Origin of the sequence: Mycobacterium heidelbergense (assembly GCF_050205645.1) — a bacterium.
Classification (GTDB): Bacteria; Actinomycetota; Actinomycetes; order Mycobacteriales; family Mycobacteriaceae; genus Mycobacterium; species Mycobacterium heidelbergense_A.
This window is the reverse complement of record NZ_JBNMQT010000009.1, coordinates 59,636-83,672: the sequence shown is the minus strand read 5'-3', so window position 1 is coordinate 83,672 and position 24,037 is coordinate 59,636. Positions and strand designations below refer to the sequence as shown.

Sequence of the window (24,037 nt, the reverse complement as noted above, 5' to 3'; positions counted from 1 at the left end):
CAAATAGGCTGGCGCCACCATGTCGGCCGAGAAGACCCTGGCCCAACGGATAGGCCGGGTGCTGGAACGGGTGACCCGTCAGAGCGGGCGCCTGACGGAAACGCCTGCCTACGGCTCCCTGCTCCTCGGCCGGGTGTCGGAGAGCCAGCGACGTCGCCGCATCCGCATTCAGGTCATCATGACCGTCGTCATCCTGGGGGCCAACCTGCTTGGCATCGGCGTCGCCCTGCTGTTGGTGTCGGTCGCCATCCCCCAACCGAGCGTGTTCAACGACGCGCCCTCGTGGCTGACATTCGGAGTCATCCCGGCCTATCTCGTGGTCGCCTTCGCACTGGGCACCTATTGGATCACCCGCAAGACTGTGATGGCGTTGCGCTGGGCGATCGAAGGTCGCAAACCCAGCCGCATCGACGAGCGCAACACATTCATCGCCCCGTGGCGGATCGCATTCGTCGACCTCGTTTTGTGGGGAGTCGGGGCGGTGCTGTCGACGATCCTCTACGGCCTGGTCAACACCCTGTTCATCCCGCGGTTCCTGCTATGCGTGAGCTTTTGCGGCGTTCTGGTTTCCACCGGTAGCTACCTGCTCGCCGAGTTCGCGCTACGCCCGGTTGCCGCTCAGGCGCTCGAGGCCGGCCCACCGCCGCGGCGGCTGACGGCGGGCATCATGGGCCGAACCATGATGGTCTGGTTCCTAAGTTCGGCCGTGCCCGTCATCGGTATCGGACTACTTGCGATCTTCGAGGTATTGCTGGGGAATTTGACCGAGACCGAGTTCGCGGTAGGCGTGCTGATCATTTCCTCGGCCACGCTGATCTTCGGTTGCGTCCTGATGTGGATCCTGGCCTGGCTGACGGCGACACCGGTGCGGGTGGTGCGCGCGGCCCTCCAACGTGTCGAGCGGGGTGATTTGCGGGGAAACCTGGTGGTTTTCGACGGGACCGAGCTCGGTGAGCTGCAGCGTGGTTTCAACCGGATGGTCGACGGTCTACGCGAGCGCGAGCGCGTGCGCGACCTTTTCGGCCGGCACGTCGGCCGCGAAGTCGCCCTGGCCGCGGAACGCGAGCGGCCGAAACTGGGCGGCGAAGAACGCCATGTCGCAGTCGTTTTCATCGACATCGTCGGCTCCACGCAATTGGTGACCAGCCAGCCTCCGGCCGAAGTCGTCCAAGTCCTCAACCGGTTTTTCGCGATCGTCGTCGAGGAGGTGGATCGTCATTGCGGGCTGGTCAACAAGTTCGAAGGTGACGCGTCGCTGGCCATCTTCGGCGCGCCGAATCGTCTGGAGAATCCCGAGGACGAAGCGCTGGCCGCCAGCCGGGCCATCTGCAAGCGGCTTGCCGGCGAAATGTCCGACCTGGACGCCGGCGTCGGAGTGGCCGCGGGCCGGGTCGTCGCGGGCAACGTCGGCGCGCAGGAACGGTTCGAATACACCGTGATCGGGGAACCGGTCAACGAAGCAGCCCGGCTGTGCGAACTGGCCAAGTCACACCCGGGCCGCTTGTTGGCAACCGCCGACACCCTGCGGGACGCAAGCGAAAAGGAAAGCGCCCGTTGGTCTTTGGGGGACACCGTGACACTGCGCGGGCACGACAATCCCGTCCGGTTGGCCGCGCCGACCGGCGGCTAGGGTCGCCAAAGCTCCAACGTGGTCCGCGCGCCCGCGGGCAGCTCGAGTATTTCGACGGGCGTGCCGTCGGGGTCGTAGACGAAGAACATCCGCACCCCGCCGATGTCGACCGCCGCTTCGGTACGCACGTCTGGATGCTGACGCCGCAGAGTTTCGTACGCGTCGTCCAGGTCGGCGACGCGGAACGAGACATTCGTATAGCCGAGGTGCGGCCCCGCCGGGGCGGCGGGCAGCTTGCCCAGAAAGAGCAGCTCGACCATCGCGCCGCCGATCAGCCCCCCGATCATGCGGCCGTTCTGTGCGGCGCCGCCTGTCACCGCGTCGAGCCCGGCTCCCTCCAGCTCGACATCGAAAACGACGTCCATGCCGAGCACCGCGGTGTAGAAGGTCAACGACCTCTCCATGTCGGAGACGCCGATACATGCGTGGGAGAAGTTCTCCACCGCGATGGGTTGCGGCTCGGTCATGCGGCCTCCTTTGCTGACGTTCGGGTTCACGACGATGTCGGTTTTCCGCCAGTTTTGTCGGCGGGCAGGTGTAACTGTTGAAGCGTGCATGAAGATTTCGAACGTTGCTACCGCGCGGTCCAGTCAAAGGACGCCCGGTTCGACGGCTGGTTCGTCACCGCGGTCCTGACGACGCGGATCTACTGCCGGCCCAGCTGCCCGGTGCGGCCTCCTTTTGCCCGTAACGTGCGGTTCTACCCGACCGCGGCCGCCGCGCAACGGGCGGGCTTCCGGGCCTGCAAGCGCTGCCGCCCCGACGCGTCCCCGGGCTCGCCCGAATGGAACGTGCGCGGCGACGTCGTCGCGCGGACGATGCGGCTGATCGCCGACGGCACCGTGGACCGTGAGGGGGTCGGCGGTCTCGCCGGCCGCCTCGGTTACACCACCCGCCAGCTGGAGCGGCTTTTGCAGGCCGAGCTCGGCGCGGGTCCGCTGGCGCTGGCCCGCGCGCAGCGGGCGCAGACGGCCCGGGTGCTGATCGAGACCACACAGCTGCCGTTCGGCGACGTCGCGTTCGCCGCCGGGTTTTCCAGCATTCGTCAGTTCAACGACACTGTGCGTCTGGTGTTCGAGAGCACACCGACGGCGCTGCGCAAACAGGCGGCGGCACGATCCGACGCGAATTCGCCTGGGGCGGTGAGTCTTCGACTTCCGGTGCGCACTCCATTCGCCTACGAGGGTGCATTTGGTCACCTAGCCGCCGGCGCGGTACCCGGCTGCGAGGAGGTCCGGGACGGTGCGTACCGGCGCAGCCTGCGGCTTCCCTCCGGCAGCGCCGTGGTCACCCTGACACCGGCCGTCGATCACGTCCGCTGCGTGCTGGTGCTCGACGACTTCCGCGACCTCACCACCGCGATCGCCCGCTGCCGGCGGCTGCTGGACCTCGACGCGGATCCCGAAGCGGTCGTGGACGCGCTCAGCCGTGATCCCGACCTATGCCCGGTGGTCGCCAAGGCGCCCGGTCAACGCATCCCCCGCACCGTCGACGAGGCCGAACTCGCAGTGCGCGCGGTACTGGGTCAACAGGTATCGACCAAGGCCGCGCGCACGCATACCGCCCGCCTGGTTGCCGCGTACGGCCGGCCAGTTGACGATCCCGCAGGAGCACTGACTCATACGTTCCCGTCCGTCGAGGAGCTCGCCGAGATCGATCCCGTCCATCTGGCGGTTCCCAAGGCGCGACAGCGGACACTCAGCGCCCTGATTGCCGGCCTCGCCGACGGAACGGTCGTGCTGGACAGCGGAAGCGAATGGGAAAGCGCGCGAAGGCAATTGCTCGCCCTGCCGGGGATCGGGCCCTGGACCGCCGAAGTGATTGCGATGCGCGGCCTCGGCGACCCGGATGCGTTCCCGGCGAGCGACCTGGGACTTCGGATCGCCGCCCAGCAGCTCGGCCTGCCCGCGGATGAACGGACCCTGCTCGACCACAGCGCCCGCTGGCGTCCCTGGCGGTCCTATGCCGTCCAGCACCTGTGGACCACGCTCGAGCATCCGGTGAACCAGTGGCCACCTCAGGAGGTTGCATGATCCACTACCGCACCATCGAGAGCCCCATCGGTCCATTGACGTTGGCCGGGCACGGCTCGGCGTTGACCAATCTGCGGATGGTCGATCAGACCTACGAGCCCAAACGTACGGACTGGTCGGCCGATCCCGAGGCATTCACTGATGCCGTCGACCAACTGCGCGCCTATTTCGCCGGCGAACTCACCGATTTCGACATCGAGCTGGATCTGCGGGGCAGCGAATTCCAACAGCGGGTCTGGAAGGCGCTGCTGACAATTCCGTACGGGGAAACCAGGTCGTACGGTGAAATCGCCGAACAGATCGGCGCTCCCGGCGCCGCACGCGCCGTCGGGTTGGCCAACGGCCACAACCCCATCGCGATCGTCGTTCCCTGCCACCGCGTGATCGGTGCTAGCGGCAGCCTCACGGGTTATGGCGGCGGGCTGGATCGGAAGCGAACGTTGCTGGAATTGGAGAAAAGGCGCGCGTCGGTGAATTTGACGTTATTCGACTAGACCACGGAGCCGTGAATGCAAAAACACCCCCGTTGCCGGGGGTGTTTTTGTGTATGTTCGGCGGTGTCCTACTTTTCCACCCTAACGGGGCAGTATCATCGGCGCTGACAGGCTTAGCTTCCGGGTTCGGGATGGGACCGGGCGTTTCCCTGTCGCTGTGGCCGCCGTAACTCTATTACGGTAACACTATTTTGTTGGTTGTTCTGGTGGGGGGTGTGGTGCCACGGCAATTGCCGTAGGCATGGAATGTGGTTGCGATTTGTGTTGGTAAGTTTTCGGCCGGTTAGTGCCAGTTCCCTGCACCCATTGCTGGGCTTCCAGGTCTGGCCTATCGATCCCGTGTTCTGCGGGGGGCCTTATCCCTCTAAAAGGGTGAGAAACCTGATCTTGGAGAAGGTTTCCCGCTTAGATGCTTTCAGCGGTTATCCTTTCCGAACGTGGCTATCCAGCGGTGCCCCTGGTGGGACAACTGGTGTACCAGAGGTTCGTCCGTCCCGGTCCTCTCGTACTAGGGACAGGTTTCCTCAGGTTTCTGACGCGCGCGGCGGATAGAGACCGAACTGTCTCACGACGTTCTAAACCCAGCTCGCGTGCCGCTTTAATGGGCGAACAGCCCAACCCTTGGGACCTGCTCCAGCCCCAGGATGCGACGAGCCGACATCGAGGTGCCAAACCATCCCGTCGATATGGACTCTTGGGGAAGATCAGCCTGTTATCCCCGGGGTACCTTTTATCCGTTGAGCGACACCCCTTCCACTCGGGGGTGCCGGATCACTAATCCCGACTTTCGTCCCTGCTTGACTTGTAGGTCTCGCAGTCAAGCTCCCTTGTGCATTTACACTCAACACCTGATTGCCGTCCAGGTTGAGGGAACCTTTGGGCGCCTCCGTTACATTTTAGGAGGCAACCGCCCCAGTTAAACTACCCGCCAGGCACTGTCCGTGAACCGGATATACGGTTCGACGTTAGGTGTCCAATACGATCAGAGTGGTATTTCAACAACGACTCCACAATTACTGGCGTAACTGCTTCAAAGTCTCCCACCTATCCTACACAAACCGTACCGAACACCAATACCAAGTTGTAGTGAAGGTCCCGGGGTCTTTTCGTCCTGCCGCGCGTAACGAGCATCTTTACTCGTAGTGCAATTTCGCCGAGTCTATGGTTGAGACAGTTGAGAAGTCGTTACGCCATTCGTGCAGGTCGGAACTTACCCGACAAGGAATTTCGCTACCTTAGGATGGTTATAGTTACCACCGCCGTTTACTGGGGCTTAAATTCTCCGCTTCACCCTTGCGGGTTAACGGGTCCTCTTAACCTTCCAGCACCGGGCAGGCGTCAGTCCGTATACATCGTCTTGCGACTTCGCACGGACCTGTGTTTTTAGTAAACAGTCGCTTCTCACTGGTTTCTGCGACCGGTTCCCGCTCCCAGCGAAAAGCTGTTCACGGTGTGCCGGTCCCCCTTCTCCCGAAGTTACGGGGGCATTTTGCCGAGTTCCTTAACCATAGTTATCTCGTACGCCTCGGTATGCTCTACCTGACCACCTGTGTTGGTTTGGGGTACGGGCCGTGTGTGTGCTCGCTAGAGGCTTTTCTTGGCAGCAGAGGATCACCGAATTCACCTCAACCGGCTATGCATCACCTCTCAGGATTAGTGAGCGACGGATTTGCCTATCGCTCTCCCTACAGGCTTGCCCCAGTATTACCACTGACTGGTACGGCTACCTTCCTGCGTCACCCCATTGCTTGACTACTACCAGCGAAGGTCCCACGCAGCCCCGAAACTCCATGCCCCCGAAGGGGAATGGTCGATCCGGATTTGGGTGGTTAGTACCGCTGATTCGTCAGGGACGCTCACACACGGGTACGGGAATATCAACCCGTTGTCCATCGACTACGCCTGTCGGCCTCGCCTTAGGTCCCGACTCACCCTGGGCGGACTGGCCTGGCCCAGGAACCCTTGGTCTTACGGCGGGCAAGGTTCTCACTTGCCTTATCGCTACTCATGCCTGCATTCTCACTCCCCCACCCTCCACCACCGGTCACCCGGTGGCTTCGCGGAATGGGGGACGCTCCCCTACCCAACCTTGCGGTTGCCGCGGCTTCGGCGGTGTGCTTGAGCCCCGCTACATTGTCGGCGCACAATCACTTGACCAGTGAGCTATTACGCACTCTTTCAAGGGTGGCTGCTTCTAAGCCAACCTCCTGGTTGTCTTTGCGACTGCACATCCTTTTCCACTTAGCACACGCTTAGGGGCCTTAGCCGGCGATCTGGGCTGTTTCCCTTTCGACGCACGGAGCTTATCCCCCGCCGTCTCACTGCCACGCTATACACCACGGCATTCGGAGTTTGGCTGACGTCAGTAACCTAGTAGGGCCCATCGGCCATCCAGTAGCTCTACCTCCGTGGTGAAACACGTAACGCTGCACCTAAATGCATTTCGGGGAGAACCAGCTATCACGGAGTTTGATTGGCCTTTCACCCCTACCCACAACTCATCCCCTCAGTCTTCAACCTAAGTGGGTTCGGGCCTCCACGCGGTCTTACCCGCGCTTCACCCTGGCCATGGGTAGATCACTCCGCTTCGGGTCCAGAACACGCCACTACACCCCTTACGGGGATACGCCCTATTCAGACTCGCTTTCGCTGCGGCTACCCCACACGGGTTAACCTCGCGACATGTCCCTGACTCGCAGGCTCATTCTTCAAAAGGCACGCCATCACCCCACAAGGAGGCTCTGACGGATTGTAGGCACACGGTTTCAGGTACTCTTTCACTCCCCTCCCGGGGTACTTTTCACCATTCCCTCACGGTACTAATCCGCTATCGGTCATCGAGAAGTATTTAGGCTTACCGGGTGGTCCCGGCAGATTCACAGCGGATTCCACGGGCCCGCTGCTACTCGGGAGTTGATACAAGGCAGGTGCCGGGTTTTCGCGTACCGGGCTCTCACCGTCTATGGCGGACCATCCCAGGCCACTTCCGCTAACTACGACACTTTCTGACTGCCCCTCAGCCAGGTAGAGCTGAGATGTATCGATCCCACAACCCCGCACACACAACCCCTACCCGGTATCGCATGCGTGCGGTTTAGCCATGTTCCACGTTCGCTCGCCACTACTAGCGGAATCACAATTGTTTTCTCTTCCTACGGGTACTGAGATGTTTCACTTCCCCGCGTTCCCTCCCGCACCCTATATATTCAGATGCGGGTAACACGACATAACTCGTGCTGGGTTTCCCCATTCGGAAATCCTCGGATCAACGCTCGGTTGACAGCTCCCCGAGGCATATCGCAGCCTCCCACGTCCTTCATCGGCTCTCGATGCCAAGGCATTCACCATGCGCCCTTAGACACTTACTAACACAAAAACCAAAGATAAAAATTACACATTTATGGACACGCCACCACGAGGGCAGCGCATCCTTAGATGCTCGCAACCACTATCCAATACTCAAACACCACACCCCACCACCAAGATGGGGGGACACCACTCGAATAAACCGGAGTGTTGCCTCAGGGCCCAATAGTGTGTCTGGCAATTAGTCTGCTGTTGCGCACCCGGCTCTCGTCCACTACAGACGAAAACCCCTCACGGCTTGCACCCCACCAATTGGAGTGCTTTTCGTGGTGCTCCTTAGAAAGGAGGTGATCCAGCCGCACCTTCCGGTACGGCTACCTTGTTACGACTTCGTCCCAATCGCCGATCCCACCTTCGACAGCTCCCTCCCAAGGGTTAGGCCACTGGCTTCGGGTGTTACCGACTTTCATGACGTGACGGGCGGTGTGTACAAGGCCCGGGAACGTATTCACCGCAGCGTTGCTGATCTGCGATTACTAGCGACTCCGACTTCACGGGGTCGAGTTGCAGACCCCGATCCGAACTGAGACCGGCTTTAAAAGGATTCGCTTAACCTTACGGCATCGCAGCCCTTTGTACCGGCCATTGTAGCATGTGTGAAGCCCTGGACATAAGGGGCATGATGACTTGACGTCATCCCCACCTTCCTCCGAGTTGACCCCGGCAGTCTCTCACGAGTCCCCGGCATTACCCGCTGGCAACATGAGACAAGGGTTGCGCTCGTTGCGGGACTTAACCCAACATCTCACGACACGAGCTGACGACAGCCATGCACCACCTGCACACAGGCCACAAGGGAACGCCTATCTCTAGACGCGTCCTGTGCATGTCAAACCCAGGTAAGGTTCTTCGCGTTGCATCGAATTAATCCACATGCTCCGCCGCTTGTGCGGGCCCCCGTCAATTCCTTTGAGTTTTAGCCTTGCGGCCGTACTCCCCAGGCGGGGTACTTAATGCGTTAGCTACGGCACGGATCCCAAGGAAGGAAACCCACACCTAGTACCCACCGTTTACGGCGTGGACTACCAGGGTATCTAATCCTGTTCGCTCCCCACGCTTTCGCTCCTCAGCGTCAGTTACTGCCCAGAGACCCGCCTTCGCCACCGGTGTTCCTCCTGATATCTGCGCATTCCACCGCTACACCAGGAATTCCAGTCTCCCCTGCAGTACTCCAGTCTGCCCGTATCGCCCGCACGCTCACAGTTAAGCCGTGAGATTTCACGAACAACGCGACAAACCACCTACGAGCTCTTTACGCCCAGTAATTCCGGACAACGCTCGCACCCTACGTATTACCGCGGCTGCTGGCACGTAGTTGGCCGGTGCTTCTTCTCCACCTACCGTCAATCCGAGAAAACCCGGACCTTCGTCGATGGTGAAAGAGGTTTACAACCCGAAGGCCGTCATCCCCCACGCGGCGTCGCTGCATCAGGCTTGCGCCCATTGTGCAATATTCCCCACTGCTGCCTCCCGTAGGAGTCTGGGCCGTATCTCAGTCCCAGTGTGGCCGGACACCCTCTCAGGCCGGCTACCCGTCGTCGCCTTGGTAGGCCGTCACCCCACCAACAAGCTGATAGGCCGCGGGCCCATCCCACACCGCAAAAGCTTTCCACCATAAAGCATGCGCTAAATGGTCCTATCCGGTATTAGACCCAGTTTCCCAGGCTTATCCCGAAGTGCAGGGCAGATTACCCACGTGTTACTCACCCGTTCGCCACTCGAGTACCCCCGAAGGGGCCTTTCCGTTCGACTTGCATGTGTTAAGCACGCCGCCAGCGTTCGTCCTGAGCCAGGATCAAACTCTCCAAACAAAAACCCCTCGATAACGAGGTGAATTTACAATCAGAGATACCTGACAAGACGCCAATATCTGGCATCAAAAAACGACCATACCCACACACGGGGGGTGCAAAGTATGGTCAAAAAACAACAACAAAAATAAAAACCACCAAACACACTATTGAGTTCTCAAACAACACTCACGCTTGTTTTCGCCCGCTTCGGGGCAACCCTGCCAGCTTAATATAAGTCCGGCAGAGGAGTCAAGCCCCGGTTTCGGTCGGCTCCAAGTGGCGACCGCGCCTGTTGGGCAACAACTTCCGACTACTCTACCCGTTCGATCTCGGCTCCCAAAATGGCCAGGTTCTCCACGAACAGCGGGTAGCCGCGGTCGATGTGGAAGACGTCGTGCACCTCGGTGTCGCCGTCCGCGACCAGCCCCGCGAGCACCAGGCCGGCGCCGGCGCGGATGTCCGAGCACCACACCGGGGCGCTGGAAAGTTGTGGCAGGCCGCGCACCACGGCGTGGTGGCCGTCGGTGCGAGCGTCCGCGCCGAGCCGGATCATCTCTTCGACGAACCGGAAGCGCGCTTCGAAAACGTTCTCCGTGATCATCGAGGTGCCGTCGGCGATCGACGCCAGGGCGATCGCCATCGGCTGCAGGTCCGTCGGGAAACCTGGGAACGGCAACGTCGCGACGTTGACCGCCTTCGGACGCTCGTACTGGGTCACGCGGAAGCTGCTGTCCGTCTGGGTGACGGTGGCTCCCGCGTCGTGCAATTTGTGCAGCACCACCTGAAGATGCGCCGGGTCAACGCCCGTCACCGATATGTCCCCGCGAGTCATAGCGGCGGCGATGCCCCACGTGGCCGCGACGATGCGGTCCCCGATCACCCGGTGCTCGGTGGGATGAAGCCGCGGAACGCCGGTGATGGTCATCGTCGGGGATCCCGCCCCCTCGACCTGCGCGCCCATCTGGTTCAACATCGTGCACAGATCGACCACGTCGGGTTCCCGCGCGGCATTGTGAATCGTGGTGACACCCTCGGCGACGACCGCGGCCATCAGGATGTTCTCGGTAGCCCCCACCGAGGGAAACTCCAACTGAATCTCCGCGCCACGCAGCGTGTCCGCCTGCGCCACCACGCATCCGTGCTCGATGTTGCAGTGCGCACCCAGCTGCCGCAGCCCCGCCTGATGCATGTCCAGCGGACGCGATCCGATCGCGTCACCGCCGGGCAGCGCGACCCTGGCCCGCTTGCACCGCCCGACCAGCGGCCCCAGCACGCAGACCGAGGCCCGGAACTGACGCACCGCCGCGAAGTCGGCGTCGTACTTCGGTTCGTCGGGTGAGGTGATTCGCGCGGTATCGCCGTCGAGTTCGACGGTCGCGCCCAGACCGCGCAAGACCTCCGCCATCAGCGGCACGTCGAGGATGTCGGGGCAATTGGTGATGGTGCTGGTGCCTTCGGCCAGCAGCGTCGCAGCCATGAGCTTGAGCACGCTGTTCTTGGCGCCTCCGACAGCGACTTCGCCTGACAACCGGTTGCCGCCGGTCACCACGAATCGCTCGGACACGGGCGTCAGTGTAGTGAAGCGGGTGGCGCCTTGTCAGTCAGCCGAGACGGTCAGCCGAGTACCGTTTTGCTCATGGCGATACATCTGACCCGCATCTATACGCGAACCGGCGACGACGGGACCACCGGGTTGAGCGACTTCTCGCGGGTGTCGAAAAACGATCCGCGGCTGGTGGCCTACGCCGACTGCGACGAGGCCAACTCGGCGATCGGCGTGGCGATCGCCCTGGGGCAGCCGGAGAAGGAAATCGCGGACGTCTTGCGGCAGATTCAGAATGACCTGTTCGACGCCGGCGCCGATCTGTCTACCCCCATCGTGGAGAACCCCGAATACCCACCGCTGCGAGTTACCCAGGCCTACGTCGATCGGCTCGAACGGTGGTGCGACTCATACAACGAGCCACTGCCAGCGTTGAATTCCTTTGTGCTACCGGGCGGTTCGCCGTTGTCGGCGCTGCTGCACGTCGCTCGCACGGTGGTACGGCGGGCCGAGCGATCGGCGTGGGCCGCGGTCGATTCCCACCCCGACGGCGTCAGCGTGCTGCCGGCGAAATACCTCAACCGGCTCTCGGATCTGCTTTTCATCCTGTCGCGGGTGGCCAACCCCGACGGCGATGTGCTCTGGAAACCCGGCGGCGGCGCACCCGGAAGCTGACGCGGGCGGCCAAATCGGCTCGGCCGCTTAGGTTTCAGACGCTGCGGCGACGCGCACGCGGCGACGGTCGAGACTCCAGCCACGACAAGAACGCGGTCAGCGCGCCCCGGTCCAACGCGAGCTCATAACCGGACCTACGGTCTTGCGTCGTGTCACGCAGTTCCAGCACCACGATCTCGTCGGTCATGATGTCGAACTCGTCGCCGCGCGGTGCCCGCCGGGCCACGATCTCCACGCCGCGCCTGCTGAGCCGGCGATCGGGCCACAAGCGCAGGCTGGACAGCCGGTAGAACGCGGCCTCGCCGCCGCGGTAGCGGATCACGCCGTGCCGCCAGCCGTGACCACCCACCGCGGGGATGTCCCGCATGATTCCCGCCGTTCCGCCCTGGCGCAGCTTCAGTAGCCGATAACTCAGGGCGAGTACCGCCGCCCCCAACACGACGACGAGCACGACCATGCCGACCATGGGCGCGCTCATCGGCGGTCAGTCGATCGCGCCGACGGCGCGCAGTCTGGCGCGGCCCCTCGCGGCGATGCGGGGATCGTCGGACTCCGAATCTTCCTTCGCGGCGGCCTCGTCGATCTCCGACTCGAACTCCGCCGATTCGGCAAGAACGGTGACGGTCTCCTCGGTTACCGACAGGAACCCGCCGTCCACCGCGATCCGCAGATCGTCTTCGCCTTCCCGTTCGACGCGCACCATGGCGTCGTCGACCAGTTGCGCCACCAGCGGGATGTGGCGGGGCAGGATGCCGATTTCGCCGACGGTGGTGCGGGTGAACAGGAACGTCGCCTCGCCCGACCAGATCTTCCGGTCGACGGCGACGATCTCAACATTCAATTCCGCCATGCCACAATACCTTTCAGCGCCTTGTGACTCAGTCCTCAGGAATCCAGCTTGGCGCCGAAGCTTTCGGCTTTCTTGGCCAGGTCGTCGAGCCCACCGATCAGGAAGAAGGCCTGCTCGGGTATGTGGTCGAAGTCGCCCTTGGACAGCTTGTCGAACGCCTCGATGGTCTCCTTCAGCGGCACCGTCGAACCCGGCTGACCGGTGAACTGTTCGGCCGCCATCATGTTCTGCGAGAGGAACCGCTCAATGCGCCGGGCGCGCTGCACCAGCTGCTTGTCCTCCTCGGACAACTCGTCGATACCGAGAATGGCGATGATGTCCTGAAGGTCCTTGTAGCGCTGCAGGATTCGAATGACCTCCTGCGCCACGCGGTAGTGCTCGTCACCGACGACACCCGGGTCGAGGATCGTCGAGCTCGACGCCAGCGGGTCGACGGCGGGGAAGATGCCCTTGGAGAACACCGCACGCGACAGCTCCGTGGTGGCGTCCAGGTGTGCGAACGTCGTCGCCGGCGCCGGGTCGGTGTAGTCGTCGGCGGGCACATACACCGCCTGCATCGACGTAATCGAGCGGCCCCGCGTCGAGGTGATCCGCTCCTGCAGCTCGCCCATCTCGTCAGCCAGGGTGGGCTGGTATCCCACCGCCGACGGCATACGACCGAGCAGGGTCGAAACCTCGGATCCCGCCTGGGTGAACCGGAAGATGTTGTCGATGAACAACAGAACGTCCTGGCCCGCCTCGTCGCGGAACCATTCGGCCATTGTCAACGCCGACAGCGCCACCCGCATACGGGTGCCGGGCGGCTCGTCCATCTGGCCGAATACCAGCGCGGTGTCCTTGAGCACGTCGGCTTCCTTGAGCTCGACCCACAGGTCGTTGCCCTCGCGGGTGCGCTCCCCGACACCGGCGAAAACCGAAGTCCCACCGAAGTTTCGGGCAATACGGTTGATCATCTCCTGGATGAGCACCGTCTTGCCGACGCCGGCACCGCCGAACAGTGCGATCTTGCCGCCACGCACATAGGGGGTGAGCAGGTCGACGACCTTCAGGCCGGTCTCGAGCATCTCGGTGCGGGGCTCGAGCTCTTCGAACGCGGGGGGTTTGCGGTGAATCGACCAGTGGTCGAACTCTTCTCCGTATCCCGGCTTGTCGAGGCAGTACCCGAGGGCGTTGAAGACATGGCCCTTGACGCCCTCGCCCACCGGCACCGAGATCGAGTTGCCGCTGTCGGTTACCTCGACGCCGCGCACCAGACCGTCGGTGGGCTGCAGCGAAATGGTGCGCACCAGGTTGTCGCCCAGGTGCTGCGCAACCTCGAGCGTGAGGGTCTTCTTGAGCTCCTCGAAGGTGATGTCGGCGTTCAGCGCGTTGAACAGGTCCGGGACGGAGCCGCGCGGGAACTCGACGTCGACGACGGGCCCGGTGACCCGTACCACGCGGCCGTTGGTGTCGGAGTCCCCGGACTTCCCGGTGTCTTTGGTCTTCTCGTCAGTGGCAGTCATGTTTCTTCTTCCTCGTGGTGCTACTTAGCGTCGGCGAGTGCGTTTGCGCCGCCGACGATTTCGCTGATCTCCTGGGTGATCTGGGCCTGCCGCTCGCGGTTCGCCATCAGCGTCAGTTCCTTGATCAGGTCGTCTGCATTGTCGGTGGCCGACTTCATCGCGCGTTGGCGTGAAGCCAGCTCCGATGCCGCGGCTTCCAATAGCGCCGCGTACACACGGGTGGTCAGGTACCGCGGCAGCAATGCTTCGAACAGCGTCGTCGCATCCGGCTCAAACGAATACAGGGTGTGCAGTTCGGGTTCTTCCTCGACGTACTCCACCACCAGCGGAGCGATGCGGTGGGCCACCGCCGTCTGCGACATCATCGACTTGAACTCCGAGTAGACGATGTGCAGTTCATCAACACCCTGGCCGCCCTGGTCGTCTGCCGACTCGTCGTCGCCCGCACCCTTCATGAAGGTATCGACCAGGGTGGACCCGATCTCCGCGGCGTTTTCGTACTTGGGTTGCTCGGAGAATCCCGTCCACGATTCGGTGATGTCCCAGTTGCGGAATTTGAAGTAGTTCAGCGCTTTACGGCCCACGGTGTACAGAACCGGCGTCTTTCCTTCCTCCCGTAGCAGGGAGAACAGCTCCTCGGAGCGACGAAAGACGCTGGAGTTGTACGCGCCACACAAACCGCGGTCGGAGGACACCACCAGGACGCCGGCCCGCTTCGGTTCTGCGCGCTCGACCAGCAAGGGGTGATCCAGGGCGGCTTCGGCGGACAGGGTGGTGAGCATCGAGGTGATCTGAAATGCGTACGGCCGTGCGGCATCCAGCCGGGTCTGCGCCTTACCGATGCGCGACGTCGCGATCATCTCCTGAGCCTTGGTGATCTTTTTGATCGACCCCGCCGACCGGATGCGGCCGCGTAATTCACGAAGTGTGGCAGCCATCGTTAGCTACTTCTTGTCCTTACCGGAGTCCTTCTTGGAGTCCTTGGATTCCTTCTGGTCCTTCGGCTTCTCCTTTTTGACTTGCACCGACTCCTTTTCCAGCTCCTCCTCTTCCATCGGCTCGACGTGCTCGTCGGGCACCACCGACCCGCCGTCGCTGGCCGCGAAGCCCTTCTTGAAATGCTTGATGATCTCGGTGAGTTGGTTCTCGCCCTCTTCGGAGAGCTTCTGGCTGTCGCGGATCCCGGCCAGGAATTTCTCCTCGGATGCCCGCATGTGGTCCAGCAGTTCGGTTTCGAACCGCCTGACGTCCTCGACGGGCACGGAGTCGAGGTGGCCGCCGGTGCCCAAGAAGATCGAGACCACCTGCTCCTCGACCGGCATGGGCTGGTACTGCCGTTGCTTGAGCAGTTCGACCAGTCGTTCACCGCGATCCAGCTGCGCCTTGGACGTGGCGTCCAGGTCGGAGGCGAAGGCCGCGAACGATTCCAGCTCGCGGTACTGCGACAGGTCGAGACGCAACGAGCCCGCGACCTCTTTCATGGCCTTGATCTGTGCCGCGCCGCCGACGCGCGACACCGAGACGCCGACGTTGATGGCCGGGCGGACACCCTGGTTGAACAGGTCGGACTCGAGGAAGCACTGCCCGTCGGTGATGGAGATGACGTTGGTGGGGATGTAGGCCGAGATGTCGTTGGCCTTCGTCTCGATGATCGGCAGCCCCGTCAGCGAGCCGCCGCCCAGGTCATCGGAAAGCTTCGCGCAACGCTCCAGCAGCCGCGAGTGCAGGTAGAACACGTCGCCCGGATAGGCCTCGCGGCCCGGCGGGCGGCGCAGCAGCAAGGAGATCGCGCGGTACGCCTCGGCCTGCTTGCTCAAATCGTCGAAGACGATCAGTACATGCTTGGCGTCATACATCCAGTGCTGGGCGATCGCCGAACCGGTGTAGGGCGCAAGCCATTTGAAGCCGGCGGAGTCCGAGGCGGGCGCCGCGACGATGGTGGTGTAGTCCATCGCGCCGCCCTCTTCCAGAGCACGGCGGACGGCCGCGATGGTGGTGCCCTTCTGCCCGATGGCGACGTAGACGCAACGCACCTGCTTGCGCTCGTCGTCCGACTCCCAGTTCTGCCGCTGGTTGAGGATGGTGTCGATGCAGACCGCGGTCTTGCCGGTCTTGCGGTCGCCGATGATCAGCTGACGCTGGCCGCGGCCGATCGGGGTCATCGCGTCGATGGCCTTGATTCCGGTCTGCAGCGGCTCTTTGACGCCTTGACGCTGCACCACCGACGGCGCCTGGATTTCCAGCGCGCGCCGCACGTCGGTGTCGATGTCGCCGCGCCCGTCGATCGGCTGGCCCAGCGGGTTGACGACTCGGCCCAGGAACGCGTCGCCGACGGGGACCGACAACACCTCGCCGGTGCGCTTGACCTGTTGGCCTTCTTCGATTTTCTCGAACTCACCCAGGATCACCGCGCCGACGCTGTGCTCGTCGAGGTTCAGCGCGACCCCGAGCACCCCGCCCGGGAACTCGAGCAGCTCCTGAGTCATGACGGAGGGCAAGCCTTCGACGTGCGCGATGCCGTCTCCGGCGTCGACGACGGTACCGACTTCCTCGCGGGAGGTGTCGGAGGTGAAGGAGCCTACGTACTCCTCGACAGCGCTCTGGATGTCGTCAGCCGAGATTGTCAACTCTGCCATGGCTTTTCGTTCTTCCTACTTGATCTTCGTTCGCGTGGGGTTGTGGTTCGGGTGTTCAGTCGGGTAACTGAGCTTTGGCCGCGGCGAGACGGGACGCGAGCGTACCGTCGATCACCTCGTCGGCCACCGCGATGAGCAGTCCACCCAGCAGTTCGGCGTCGATCTGGAGATGAACCGTGACCGGATGACTGTAGATGCGGCTGAGTACTTCGGTGAGGCGAGTGCGCTGGGCATCGCTGAGTTCGGCCGCGGCACTGACTTGTGCGACGATTTCCCCGCGCCGCGCCACCGCCACTTCCGCCAGGAGTTTCATGGCTTCCTCGGCCGGTTCGCCCCTCAGCAGTTCGACGGTCTGGGTCAGCAACGCCCTCGCGATCGGGGTGACGCTGCCGCTGGCGTTGTCAAGCACCTTGCGCAGCAACCCAACCCGTCCCTCGGCGGGGGCGGCGAAGTCGCCCAACAGGATGCCGAGCCGGGGCTGTGCCTCGAGGATGCGGGAAAACCGGAACAGTTGGTCTTCGACGTCATCGACCCGGTCTTCACGCTCGGCGACTTCCAGCAGCGCTTGCCGCGACACGTGCTCGATGGCGTCGACCAGATCGGAATTGGCCGACCAACGCTCCGAGACGGCCAACCGCAGCACCTCGAGCGTGGCATCACCGACCTTGCCGGATACCAGCCGCTCGATCAGCCGGACGCGGGGGGCCGCGTCCTCGGCAGGCACGGTGAGATAACGGGTGACAACGATTTCGCGGTCCAGCATTTGGGCCACCGACACCAGCTCAGCGGAGAGCGTGGTAAGCCCCTTGTTGTCCAGGTCCTTGGCCAGGTCGTTGAACCGATCCGACAGGTCGCCCAGCGCCAGCCGACTGGCCGAGCGCATCTTCTTCAGCAGCGGGTACTCGACCTCGGCCGCCGCGGGCGCCATCTCGTCGAGCTCGTCAAGGAATCGGTCCACCGTAGCCGCTTGCTGGTCCGCATCGGCAACATAGCTGCGCACCAATTCGCCTGCCTGGCGCACCGATTCGTGGCCCAGCTCCAGGCGAAGCTGACGGGTGAGCTGAGTCCGCATGAGCTCGATCTGGCTGGCGCCCTGCGCCTTGATGCGTTCGGCCTCGACATCGGCCTGCGCCTGCAATTGCTCGGCTATGCGTACCGCGTCCGTCTTGGCCTCTTCGACGACCCGCTTCGCCTCTTCCTTGGCAGCTTCCACGGCCTTGCTGTGTGCCTCGGTCGACTCGGTCAACCGGGTGGCGGCCGCGGCCGATTCCTCCAGCTGTTGGCGCACCGCGCTCTGCCGGGCGGTCATCAGGTTGCGCACCGGCGGCACGACGTACCGCACCACCAGGAACACGATGACCGCGAACCCGATTAATTGTCCGATGAACGTCGACATTGATGATTACCTTGTCGCGGCCGAGGTGGTTACGTCGACGCCGAGGATCCGGCTGGCCAGTGTCGCCGACATCGTTCCGACGTTGGCGCGCAGATCCAGTTCCACTGCGTCCCTTTCCCGTTTCAGTTGCTCGGAGGCCACCTGCACCGTCGACATCACCTCTTGCTCGGCACGGGCCCGCGCGTCTTCGACGACCTTGCGGCCGTCCGCGCGCGCGTCGTCGCGGAACGACGATGCCTGCACGCGGGCTTCCTTCATGGCCGCCTCGTAATCGGCCTGCGCCGCTTCGAACTGCTCGGCCGATTTCTTGTTGTCGGCAGTGGTTTTGGCGACCATGGCGTCGCGTTCGCGCAGCACCTTCAGGATCGGCGGCACCACGAAGGTGCCGATGACGGCGAGCACGATCAGGAAGATGGCCAGCACAAAGAAGAAGGTGCCGTTGGGGACGAGGAAGTTACTGCCGCCCTTGCCGCCCTCTGCTACCGCCTGGCTGGCCGCCAAAACCATAGGGTTCACTTCACCCATTGCAACCCATCACAGCCGAACTACGTGACGGGGGTGGCGAAGACGAACAACGCCATGAACGCCAGGTTGATGAAGTAGGCCGCCTCAACCAGACCGACGGTGATGAAGAAGGGCGTGAACAACCGGCCCTGCGCCTCGGGTTGCCGGGCGATACCCGATACCAGCGCGTTACCGGCGATACCGTCACCGATACCGGCTCCGATTGCGCCGCCACCCATGATGATTCCACCGCCGATGAGAGCACCGGCAGCGATAGTGGGGTCCATTCTTTCCTCCTTTATGTGGTGGCTATCTGGTAGCGGTCTACCAGGTTTCAGTCATGGTGCTCCTCGAGCTCCATGGCTTGGCTGAAGTACAAGATCGTCAGAATCGAGAAGATGAAGGCCTGGATTGCCCCGACGAACAAGTCGAACGACTTCCAGATCGCGTTGGGCGCCCACATGATGTACGGCGGGAACATCGCGATCAGGGCGACCAGGATGCCGCCGGCGAAGATGTTGCCAAAGAGTCGGAGCGACAACGAGATCGGCTTCGCCAATTCTTCGACGACGTTGATCGGCGCCAAAAATGCCACGTGCCCCTTGAGCACCTTGATCGGGTGCCCGACGATGCCGCGGCGCCAAATCCCGGCCACGTGATAGCAAACGAACACGAAAAGGGCCAGCGCCAGAACGTAATTGATGTCCGCCGCGGCCGACTTGAGCAACTCGGTGGTGTGCCCGGATTTGTCGGTGTACTGCAACGGCAGCACCGACAGCCAGTTGGAGATCAGGATGAACACGAAGATCGTGACCGCCAGCGGCAGCACGAACGGCGCTATGCGCATCCCGACGGCGGCCTCGATCTGGTTGCGCATCTGGATGGTGAGCGCCTCCCAGAACAACTGGACTCCGCTGGGAACGCCGCTCGACGTGATCTTGGCGCGCAGGAAGAAGGCCAGCGCGATCACGATCACCGCCGCGATCGCGGTCGACAGGACGGTGTCGGTGTTGACGGTCATCCCGAGCCACGTCGCGGTGGTGTGCTCGCCGACCTCGATTTGGGACCCGGCCAGGATCGTCTCAGTCATCGCTGGTGGTCCCTCCGTCCGCGTCCGAGCCAGCCGCCGCCGGCTCGCCGGTGCGCAACTTCTTCCAGACCGGCAGCGCGGTCGACGCGACCAGCAGCACCTGGAAGAGCGCCAGCCCGAACATCGCACCCAAGCCGTTCGGCCGGAAGACGTAGGCAATGATCAGCGCGACCACGGTGATAATCGCCAACCGTGTCGCAGAGTTGAGCGCCATCGAGCTCTTCAGTGGATGCTCTTTCGCGGTGATCGACGCGACCGACCGCCGCACCAGGAGCGCGTTGAGCAAACCCAACAGCAAACCGATGCCGAAGAACACACCGAGCATGAGGTGACCGGACAATCCGGCGGCCAGGATCGCCAGCGCGGTGATTCCGACGCTGATAACGAACAGCCGAACCGGACGGAAAGCAACAGAGGGGAACACCAACGGCGCGTCCTGCGCTGGTGTCGTCACTGCAGCACCTCAATCCCAGGTAGTGGAGCGGAAGTCCCCCGACCGACCGATCGGTGGCCCGCCGAGCGTATCGCACGTCACACTGGAATCACCCAAGGGGTAGCTCCCTTTGTCGGTCGTGAATCGGCGCGACCGGATAAGCGTCCGGCGGGCCGGCTGGCCGGCAACCCTCGAGGCTTCATTTCGGGGTTCTACCTGCACCGTATCATATGGTGGCCGAAACTACTACTCCTCGTCGTAGTAGTCGTCACGGCGGCGCAGGAGCGGGATCGCGGTCGCCACCCCGGCGACCACGATGGCCCCCAGCATCACCGCGCCGGTGTCGCGCGGGTTGAAAAATATCGTGCTCGCGGCGCCGAACGCGACGATGCCGACCCATAGATAGATGAGCAGGACCACCCGGCGATGCGAATGACCGATCTGCAGCAACCGATGGTGCAGGTGCATCTTGTCGGGGCTGAACGCGCTGCGCCCGGCGCGTGTGCGGCGCACGATCGCCAATAAGAGGTCGAGCATCGGCACGAACATGACCGCCACCACCAGCAGGAACGGCGACAGCAGAGCAAACACATCGCGAGCGCCGTAGGCGTTCTGGGAGATGGGTCCGGCGGCCGTCGTGGACGCCGCGGCGAGCATCAAGCCGATCAGCATCGAGCCGGAATCGCCCATGAAGATCTTGGCGCGGTGGAAGTTGTGCGGCAGGAAGCCCAGACAGGCTCCGGCGAGCACCACCGAAATCACCGCCGGCGGGTAGAACAGCACGTCCCCGCCGTGGTCGCGGAGCAGGCCGACCGAGAACATGCAGATCGCCATCGCGGTGATGAGTCCCAGCCCGGCGGCCAGTCCGTCGAGCCCGTCGACGAAGTTCATCGCGTTGACGATCGACACCGTCAGCGCAAGCGTGAGCAGGATCGACGAGGCCTGGTCCAGCACGATCGTGCCGACACCGCCCAACGGGATATAGATGACGCTCCATGCGACGCCCATGGTGACCAGCACGCTGGCCGCGGTGATCTGGCCGGCGAACTTGGTCAGCGCATCCAGCCCCCAGCGGTCGTCGATAAGCCCGATGCCCATGATCACCGCGCCGGCCACCAGCACCGCGGGCATTCCCGTCGAATAGACGAACCCGCGGGTGAGTGCGGGAAGCTGAGACGCCAGAAAGACGGCGCAGACGACGCCGACAAACATCGCCAGTCCGCCCATCCGCGGGGTCGGGGTCACGTGCACATCGCGTTCGCGCGGATAGGCGACCGCTCCCAATCGGGTGGCCAGTACCCGCACCGGTCCGGTGGCGAAGTAGGTGATGATGGCCGCGGTCAGCCCGACGAGGGCGAGCTCGCGCAGCGGAACACCGGCGCCGCGATCGGACAGGGCGAAGAAGCCGCCGGCAAGGCTGGCTAGATCGCTAACCGGGCCGCTGGACACGTCGAGACCGTACTGCACCAACCTGAGATCCGCCGCGCCGCGCTAGGCGATCAGGCTTCCCGGGTCCGTCCCGAGCACCTCGGCGATCCGTTCGGCGCTGACCGGACCCGCCCGCAGGATTCGCGGGGCGATTCCGGTCAGGTCGACAATTGTGGACGCGGCCTGTTGCTCGGACGGGCCGGCGTCGAGATAGACGTCGACGAGATCGCCCAGTTGGTTGCGCGCTTCGTCGGCGTTCACCGCCGGCGAGCGGCCGGAGACGTTGGCGCTGGAAACCGCCATGGGTCCGACCTCGCGCAACAGCTCGATGGCGACGGGGTGCAGCGGCATTCGCAGCATCACGGTGCCGCGCGCATCGCCGAGATCCCACTGCAGCGACGGCGCTTGCGTCACCACCAGACTCAGAGCGCCCGGCCAGAATGCGCGGATCAGTTCGCGGGCTCCGTCGGGCATCGTGTAGACCAGGCCCTCGATGGTGTGCCAGGACCCGACTAGCACACCCACCGGCATGTCGCGGCCGCGGCCCTTCGCCGAGAGCAGCGCTGCCACGGCGGTGCCGTCGAACGCGTCGGCGCCGATGCCGTACACGGTGTCCGTCGGCATGACGACCAGTCGGCCGCCCTTCAGCGCCCCCACCGCCGAGGAGATTCCCAACGCACGCTGGTCGGGGTCGGCACAATCGAATACCTCAGCCACCGCTCCCCCTTCTGCGAGCCGTCACAAACCTTGGCCTGCCAGTCAGATCTTGCCGCGCCCGGACGTCGTCGAAAAGTCCTGTGCTTTCGACCAATTCGACGGTCCGTGCCGACGTGGTGTCATCGTGCTCGATGGCGAACAGGCCGCCGCCGCCCAACCAGCGCCCGGCCAGATTCACCACGGCGGTGATCACCGTCATGCCGTCCGGCCCGCCGAACACGGCGTGCGGCGGATCATGTTGGGCTACTTCGGGTTCCAGGACGACGCTGTCGGGAACGTAGGGCGGGTTCGCTACTAGTAGGTCAACCCGCGCGTCCAACTCGGGAAGCAGGTTCGGTGTGGTGACATCGGCACGGACGAGTTCGACTTCGGTGCCCTCGATGTTGCGGCGGGCGTACTCGAGCGCGGCCTCGGAGTCGTCGATCCCGATGACCCGGGCGGAGGGACGGTGCCGGGCCAGCGCCACGGCCAACGCGCCAGATCCGGTGCACACATCGACGATGAGCGGTCTCGTGGCCAGTGGCTGCGCCGAGGCCCACGCGAACAGGGACTCCGTCTCCGGTCGCGGTATGAACACACCGGGGCCGACATGCAGCAGCACCGGGCCGAACGACGCCGTCCCGATCAGATGCTGCAGCGGCACCCGCCGCGAGCGCGCGGCGACGACGTCCCGGTACTGCGGGAGAAACTCGTCGTCGATGGAATCGACCAGACTCAGCCGACCCCGATCGGTACCGGTGAGATGCGCGGCCAATTCCTCCGCGTCGAAACGCGCAGAGTCGATACCCGCTTCGGCCAGTTGCGCCGCAGCAGAATCGATTGCGCGCCGCAGGACTGTCATGCCTGTTGCAACCGCGACTGCTTGTCGGCGGCGCTCAGCGCGTCGAACAACGCGTCCAGGTCGCCGTCCAGAACCTGATCGAGATTGTGTGCCTTGTAACCGATTCGGTGATCTGTGATCCGGTTCTCCGGAAAGTTGTATGTGCGAATTCGCTCGCTGCGGTCCACCGTGCGGATCTGGCTCGCCCGGTCCGCCGACGCGTCGGCCAGCGCCTGTTCCTCGGCGATTGCCTGCAGGCGCGCCGCCAGCACCTGCAACGCGCGGGTCTTGTTCTGCAGCTGGGAGCGTTCGTTTTGACAGGTGACGACGATTCCGGTGGGCAGGTGCGTGATTCGCACCGCGGAGTCGGTGGTGTTGACGCCCTGCCCGCCCTTGCCGGACGAGCGGTACACGTCGATGCGCAGATCCGACTCGTCGATCTGCACCTCGCCGACTTCCTCGGGCTCCGGATAGACCAGCACGCCCGCCGCCGAAGTGTGCACGCGGCCTTGGGATTCCGTCACCGGGACGCGCTGTACCCGGTGCACGCCGCCCTCGAATTTCATTCGCGACCAGACACCGTCGGCCGTGTCGCCCTTACTGGCGATGGTCAGCGTCGCGTCTTTATAGCCGCCGAGGTCCGACGTGGTTTCGTCCAGGACCGTGACATTCCAGCCGTGCCGCTCGGCGTAGCGGATGTACATCCGGGCCAGGTCCGCGGCGAACAGTGCCGATTCTTCGCCGCCCTCACCGGATTTGACTTCCAGCACGATGTCGTCGGCGTCATGCGGGTCGCGAGGCGCCAGCATGTCGGTCAGTTGGGTGTCCAGTTCGGCGACCCGGGCTTCCAGTTCGGTGACCTCGTCGGCGAACGACTCGTCGTCGGCGGCCAGTTCGCGGGCGGTCTCCAGATCGCCGCGGGCCGACACCAGCTTGTGGTAGGTGGCGATGATCGGAGCCAGCCGGGCGAACCGGCGGCCGGCTTTGCGCGCCTCGTCGGGATTGCTGTGCAATTCGGGATCGGCCAGCCGCAGCTCGAGGGCGGTATGTTCGGCGAGCAGCACGTCGATCGTCTGTACCGGCTGCGCCATGTCACCTCCTCCCGCAAACGCAAACCGACGCCCGGC

20 protein-coding genes and 3 rRNA genes are annotated in these 24,037 nt (G+C 63.6%); 4 read left to right on the top strand and 19 right to left on the bottom strand.

Annotated features, from left to right (window positions below):
- Positions 1-19: 19 nt before the first annotated feature.
- On the top strand, positions 20-1,630 hold the full coding sequence (locus ACQI5H_RS12435) for an adenylate/guanylate cyclase domain-containing protein (RefSeq protein ID WP_427079667.1): 1,611 nt from the start codon (positions 20-22) through the stop codon (positions 1,628-1,630).
- Here ACQI5H_RS12435 and ACQI5H_RS12430 read toward each other — a convergent pair.
- Positions 1,627-2,097 carry a VOC family protein gene (locus ACQI5H_RS12430; RefSeq protein WP_427079666.1) on the bottom strand — a complete coding sequence of 157 codons (471 nt, stop codon included), beginning with the start codon at positions 2,095-2,097 and terminating at the stop codon, positions 1,627-1,629. The two genes, ACQI5H_RS12435 and ACQI5H_RS12430, sit on opposite strands and share 4 nt — an antisense overlap.
- Positions 2,098-2,181: 84 nt before the next feature.
- Between ACQI5H_RS12430 and ACQI5H_RS12425 the strand changes: the two genes are divergently transcribed.
- On the top strand, positions 2,182-3,663 hold the full coding sequence (locus ACQI5H_RS12425; protein WP_427079665.1) for an AlkA N-terminal domain-containing protein: 1,482 nt from the start codon (positions 2,182-2,184) through the stop codon (positions 3,661-3,663).
- A complete protein-coding gene (locus tag ACQI5H_RS12420; protein WP_427079664.1) occupies positions 3,660-4,157 on the top strand; it encodes a methylated-DNA--[protein]-cysteine S-methyltransferase in 498 nt (165 codons plus the stop codon). Before ACQI5H_RS12425 ends, ACQI5H_RS12420 begins: the two co-directional genes overlap by 4 nt.
- Before the next feature lie 55 nt (positions 4,158-4,212).
- Here the strand turns inward: ACQI5H_RS12420 and rrf are convergent.
- From rrf to murA, 4 genes are all read right to left on the bottom strand, one after another.
- Positions 4,213-4,326: ribosomal RNA gene (gene rrf / locus ACQI5H_RS12415) — 5S ribosomal RNA — on the bottom strand.
- 94 nt (positions 4,327-4,420) lie between these two features.
- Positions 4,421-7,525, bottom strand: a 23S ribosomal RNA gene (locus ACQI5H_RS12410).
- A 278-nt stretch (positions 7,526-7,803) separates the two neighbouring features.
- Positions 7,804-9,334 (bottom strand): 16S ribosomal RNA (locus ACQI5H_RS12405).
- The 16S, 23S and 5S rRNA genes sit together here, the layout of an rRNA operon.
- A 292-nt stretch (positions 9,335-9,626) precedes the next feature.
- Positions 9,627-10,880 (bottom strand): UDP-N-acetylglucosamine 1-carboxyvinyltransferase, encoded by a 1,254-nt coding sequence (gene murA / locus ACQI5H_RS12400; protein WP_427079663.1) that lies wholly within the window; start codon positions 10,878-10,880, stop codon positions 9,627-9,629.
- Between the two features lie 72 nt (positions 10,881-10,952).
- Here murA and ACQI5H_RS12395 point away from each other — a divergent pair, with 72 nt between their 5' ends.
- Positions 10,953-11,534 (top strand): cob(I)yrinic acid a,c-diamide adenosyltransferase, encoded by a 582-nt coding sequence (locus ACQI5H_RS12395; protein ID WP_427079662.1) that lies wholly within the window; start codon positions 10,953-10,955, stop codon positions 11,532-11,534.
- Positions 11,535-11,568: 34 nt separating this feature from the next.
- On the opposite strand, the gene ACQI5H_RS12390 is transcribed toward ACQI5H_RS12395, so the two are convergent.
- The 14 genes from ACQI5H_RS12390 to prfA all read right to left on the bottom strand — a co-directional run bounded on the left by ACQI5H_RS12390 (position 11,569) and on the right by prfA (position 24,001).
- Entirely contained in the window at positions 11,569-12,012 is a 444-nt protein-coding gene (locus tag ACQI5H_RS12390; RefSeq protein ID WP_427079661.1) for a DUF2550 domain-containing protein, read from the bottom strand.
- A gap of 6 nt (positions 12,013-12,018) precedes the next feature.
- Entirely contained in the window at positions 12,019-12,384 is a 366-nt protein-coding gene (locus ACQI5H_RS12385) for a F0F1 ATP synthase subunit epsilon (RefSeq protein WP_076060295.1), read from the bottom strand.
- 35 nt (positions 12,385-12,419) lie between these two features.
- On the bottom strand, positions 12,420-13,886 hold the full coding sequence (gene atpD, locus ACQI5H_RS12380) for a F0F1 ATP synthase subunit beta (protein WP_427079660.1): 1,467 nt from the start codon (positions 13,884-13,886) through the stop codon (positions 12,420-12,422).
- Between the two features lie 20 nt (positions 13,887-13,906).
- Positions 13,907-14,824, bottom strand: a complete 918-nt coding sequence (locus ACQI5H_RS12375) for a F0F1 ATP synthase subunit gamma (RefSeq protein ID WP_427079659.1) — start codon at positions 14,822-14,824, stop codon at positions 13,907-13,909.
- A 6-nt stretch (positions 14,825-14,830) separates the two neighbouring features.
- A complete protein-coding gene (atpA, locus tag ACQI5H_RS12370) occupies positions 14,831-16,522 on the bottom strand; it encodes a F0F1 ATP synthase subunit alpha (RefSeq protein ID WP_427079658.1) in 1,692 nt (563 codons plus the stop codon).
- 55 nt (positions 16,523-16,577) lie between these two features.
- Positions 16,578-17,918 carry a F0F1 ATP synthase subunit B/delta gene (locus ACQI5H_RS12365; protein WP_427079657.1) on the bottom strand — a complete coding sequence of 447 codons (1,341 nt, stop codon included), beginning with the start codon at positions 17,916-17,918 and terminating at the stop codon, positions 16,578-16,580.
- Positions 17,919-17,924: 6 nt separating this feature from the next.
- The gene (locus ACQI5H_RS12360) at positions 17,925-18,443 is read right to left on the bottom strand and encodes a F0F1 ATP synthase subunit B (RefSeq protein WP_427079656.1); all 519 of its coding nucleotides are present in this window, start codon (positions 18,441-18,443) and stop codon (positions 17,925-17,927) included.
- A gap of 20 nt (positions 18,444-18,463) precedes the next feature.
- Positions 18,464-18,709 (bottom strand): F0F1 ATP synthase subunit C, encoded by a 246-nt coding sequence (locus ACQI5H_RS12355; RefSeq protein ID WP_066928722.1) that lies wholly within the window; start codon positions 18,707-18,709, stop codon positions 18,464-18,466.
- Positions 18,710-18,756: 47 nt separating this feature from the next.
- On the bottom strand, positions 18,757-19,512 hold the full coding sequence (gene atpB, locus ACQI5H_RS12350; protein WP_076060285.1) for a F0F1 ATP synthase subunit A: 756 nt from the start codon (positions 19,510-19,512) through the stop codon (positions 18,757-18,759).
- Positions 19,505-19,966, bottom strand: a complete 462-nt coding sequence (locus tag ACQI5H_RS12345) for an ATP synthase subunit I (RefSeq protein ID WP_427079655.1) — start codon at positions 19,964-19,966, stop codon at positions 19,505-19,507. Before ACQI5H_RS12345 ends, atpB begins: the two co-directional genes overlap by 8 nt.
- 225 nt (positions 19,967-20,191) lie before the next feature.
- Complete coding sequence (locus tag ACQI5H_RS12340; protein ID WP_427079805.1) at positions 20,192-21,412, bottom strand: glycosyltransferase family 4 protein; 1,221 nt, start codon at positions 21,410-21,412, stop codon at positions 20,192-20,194.
- Between the two features lie 24 nt (positions 21,413-21,436).
- Entirely contained in the window at positions 21,437-22,090 is a 654-nt protein-coding gene (locus ACQI5H_RS12335) for an L-threonylcarbamoyladenylate synthase (protein ID WP_427079654.1), read from the bottom strand.
- The gene (gene prmC, locus ACQI5H_RS12330) at positions 22,083-22,931 is read right to left on the bottom strand and encodes a peptide chain release factor N(5)-glutamine methyltransferase (RefSeq protein ID WP_427079653.1); all 849 of its coding nucleotides are present in this window, start codon (positions 22,929-22,931) and stop codon (positions 22,083-22,085) included. The genes ACQI5H_RS12335 and prmC overlap by 8 nt, the downstream gene beginning before the upstream one ends.
- Entirely contained in the window at positions 22,928-24,001 is a 1,074-nt protein-coding gene (gene prfA / locus ACQI5H_RS12325) for a peptide chain release factor 1 (protein WP_427079652.1), read from the bottom strand. Before prfA ends, prmC begins: the two co-directional genes overlap by 4 nt.
- Between the last annotated feature and the right edge of the window lie 36 nt (positions 24,002-24,037).

Bases quoted from the DNA above. Each gene is read 5' to 3' on its own strand.
- ACQI5H_RS12435 (WP_427079667.1), top strand. From the start codon at position 20: ATGTCGGCCGAGAAGACCCTGGCCCAACGGATAGGCCGGGTGCTGGAA.
- ACQI5H_RS12430 (WP_427079666.1), bottom strand. From the start codon at position 2,097: ATGACCGAGCCGCAACCCATCGCGGTGGAGAACTTCTCCCACGCATGT.
- ACQI5H_RS12420 (WP_427079664.1), top strand. From the start codon at position 3,660: ATGATCCACTACCGCACCATCGAGAGCCCCATCGGTCCATTGACGTTG.
- ACQI5H_RS12395 (WP_427079662.1), top strand. From the start codon at position 10,953: ATGGCGATACATCTGACCCGCATCTATACGCGAACCGGCGACGACGGG.
- ACQI5H_RS12390 (WP_427079661.1), bottom strand. From the start codon at position 12,012: ATGAGCGCGCCCATGGTCGGCATGGTCGTGCTCGTCGTCGTGTTGGGG.
- ACQI5H_RS12385 (WP_076060295.1), bottom strand. From the start codon at position 12,384: ATGGCGGAATTGAATGTTGAGATCGTCGCCGTCGACCGGAAGATCTGG.
- atpD (WP_427079660.1), bottom strand. From the start codon at position 13,886: ATGACTGCCACTGACGAGAAGACCAAAGACACCGGGAAGTCCGGGGAC.
- ACQI5H_RS12375 (WP_427079659.1), bottom strand. From the start codon at position 14,824: ATGGCTGCCACACTTCGTGAATTACGCGGCCGCATCCGGTCGGCGGGG.
- atpA (WP_427079658.1), bottom strand. From the start codon at position 16,522: ATGGCAGAGTTGACAATCTCGGCTGACGACATCCAGAGCGCTGTCGAG.
- ACQI5H_RS12365 (WP_427079657.1), bottom strand. From the start codon at position 17,918: ATGTCGACGTTCATCGGACAATTAATCGGGTTCGCGGTCATCGTGTTC.
- ACQI5H_RS12360 (WP_427079656.1), bottom strand. From the start codon at position 18,443: ATGGGTGAAGTGAACCCTATGGTTTTGGCGGCCAGCCAGGCGGTAGCA.
- ACQI5H_RS12355 (WP_066928722.1), bottom strand. From the start codon at position 18,709: ATGGACCCCACTATCGCTGCCGGTGCTCTCATCGGCGGTGGAATCATC.
- atpB (WP_076060285.1), bottom strand. From the start codon at position 19,512: ATGACTGAGACGATCCTGGCCGGGTCCCAAATCGAGGTCGGCGAGCAC.
- prmC (WP_427079653.1), bottom strand. From the start codon at position 22,931: ATGACAGTCCTGCGGCGCGCAATCGATTCTGCTGCGGCGCAACTGGCC.
- prfA (WP_427079652.1), bottom strand. From the start codon at position 24,001: ATGGCGCAGCCGGTACAGACGATCGACGTGCTGCTCGCCGAACATACC.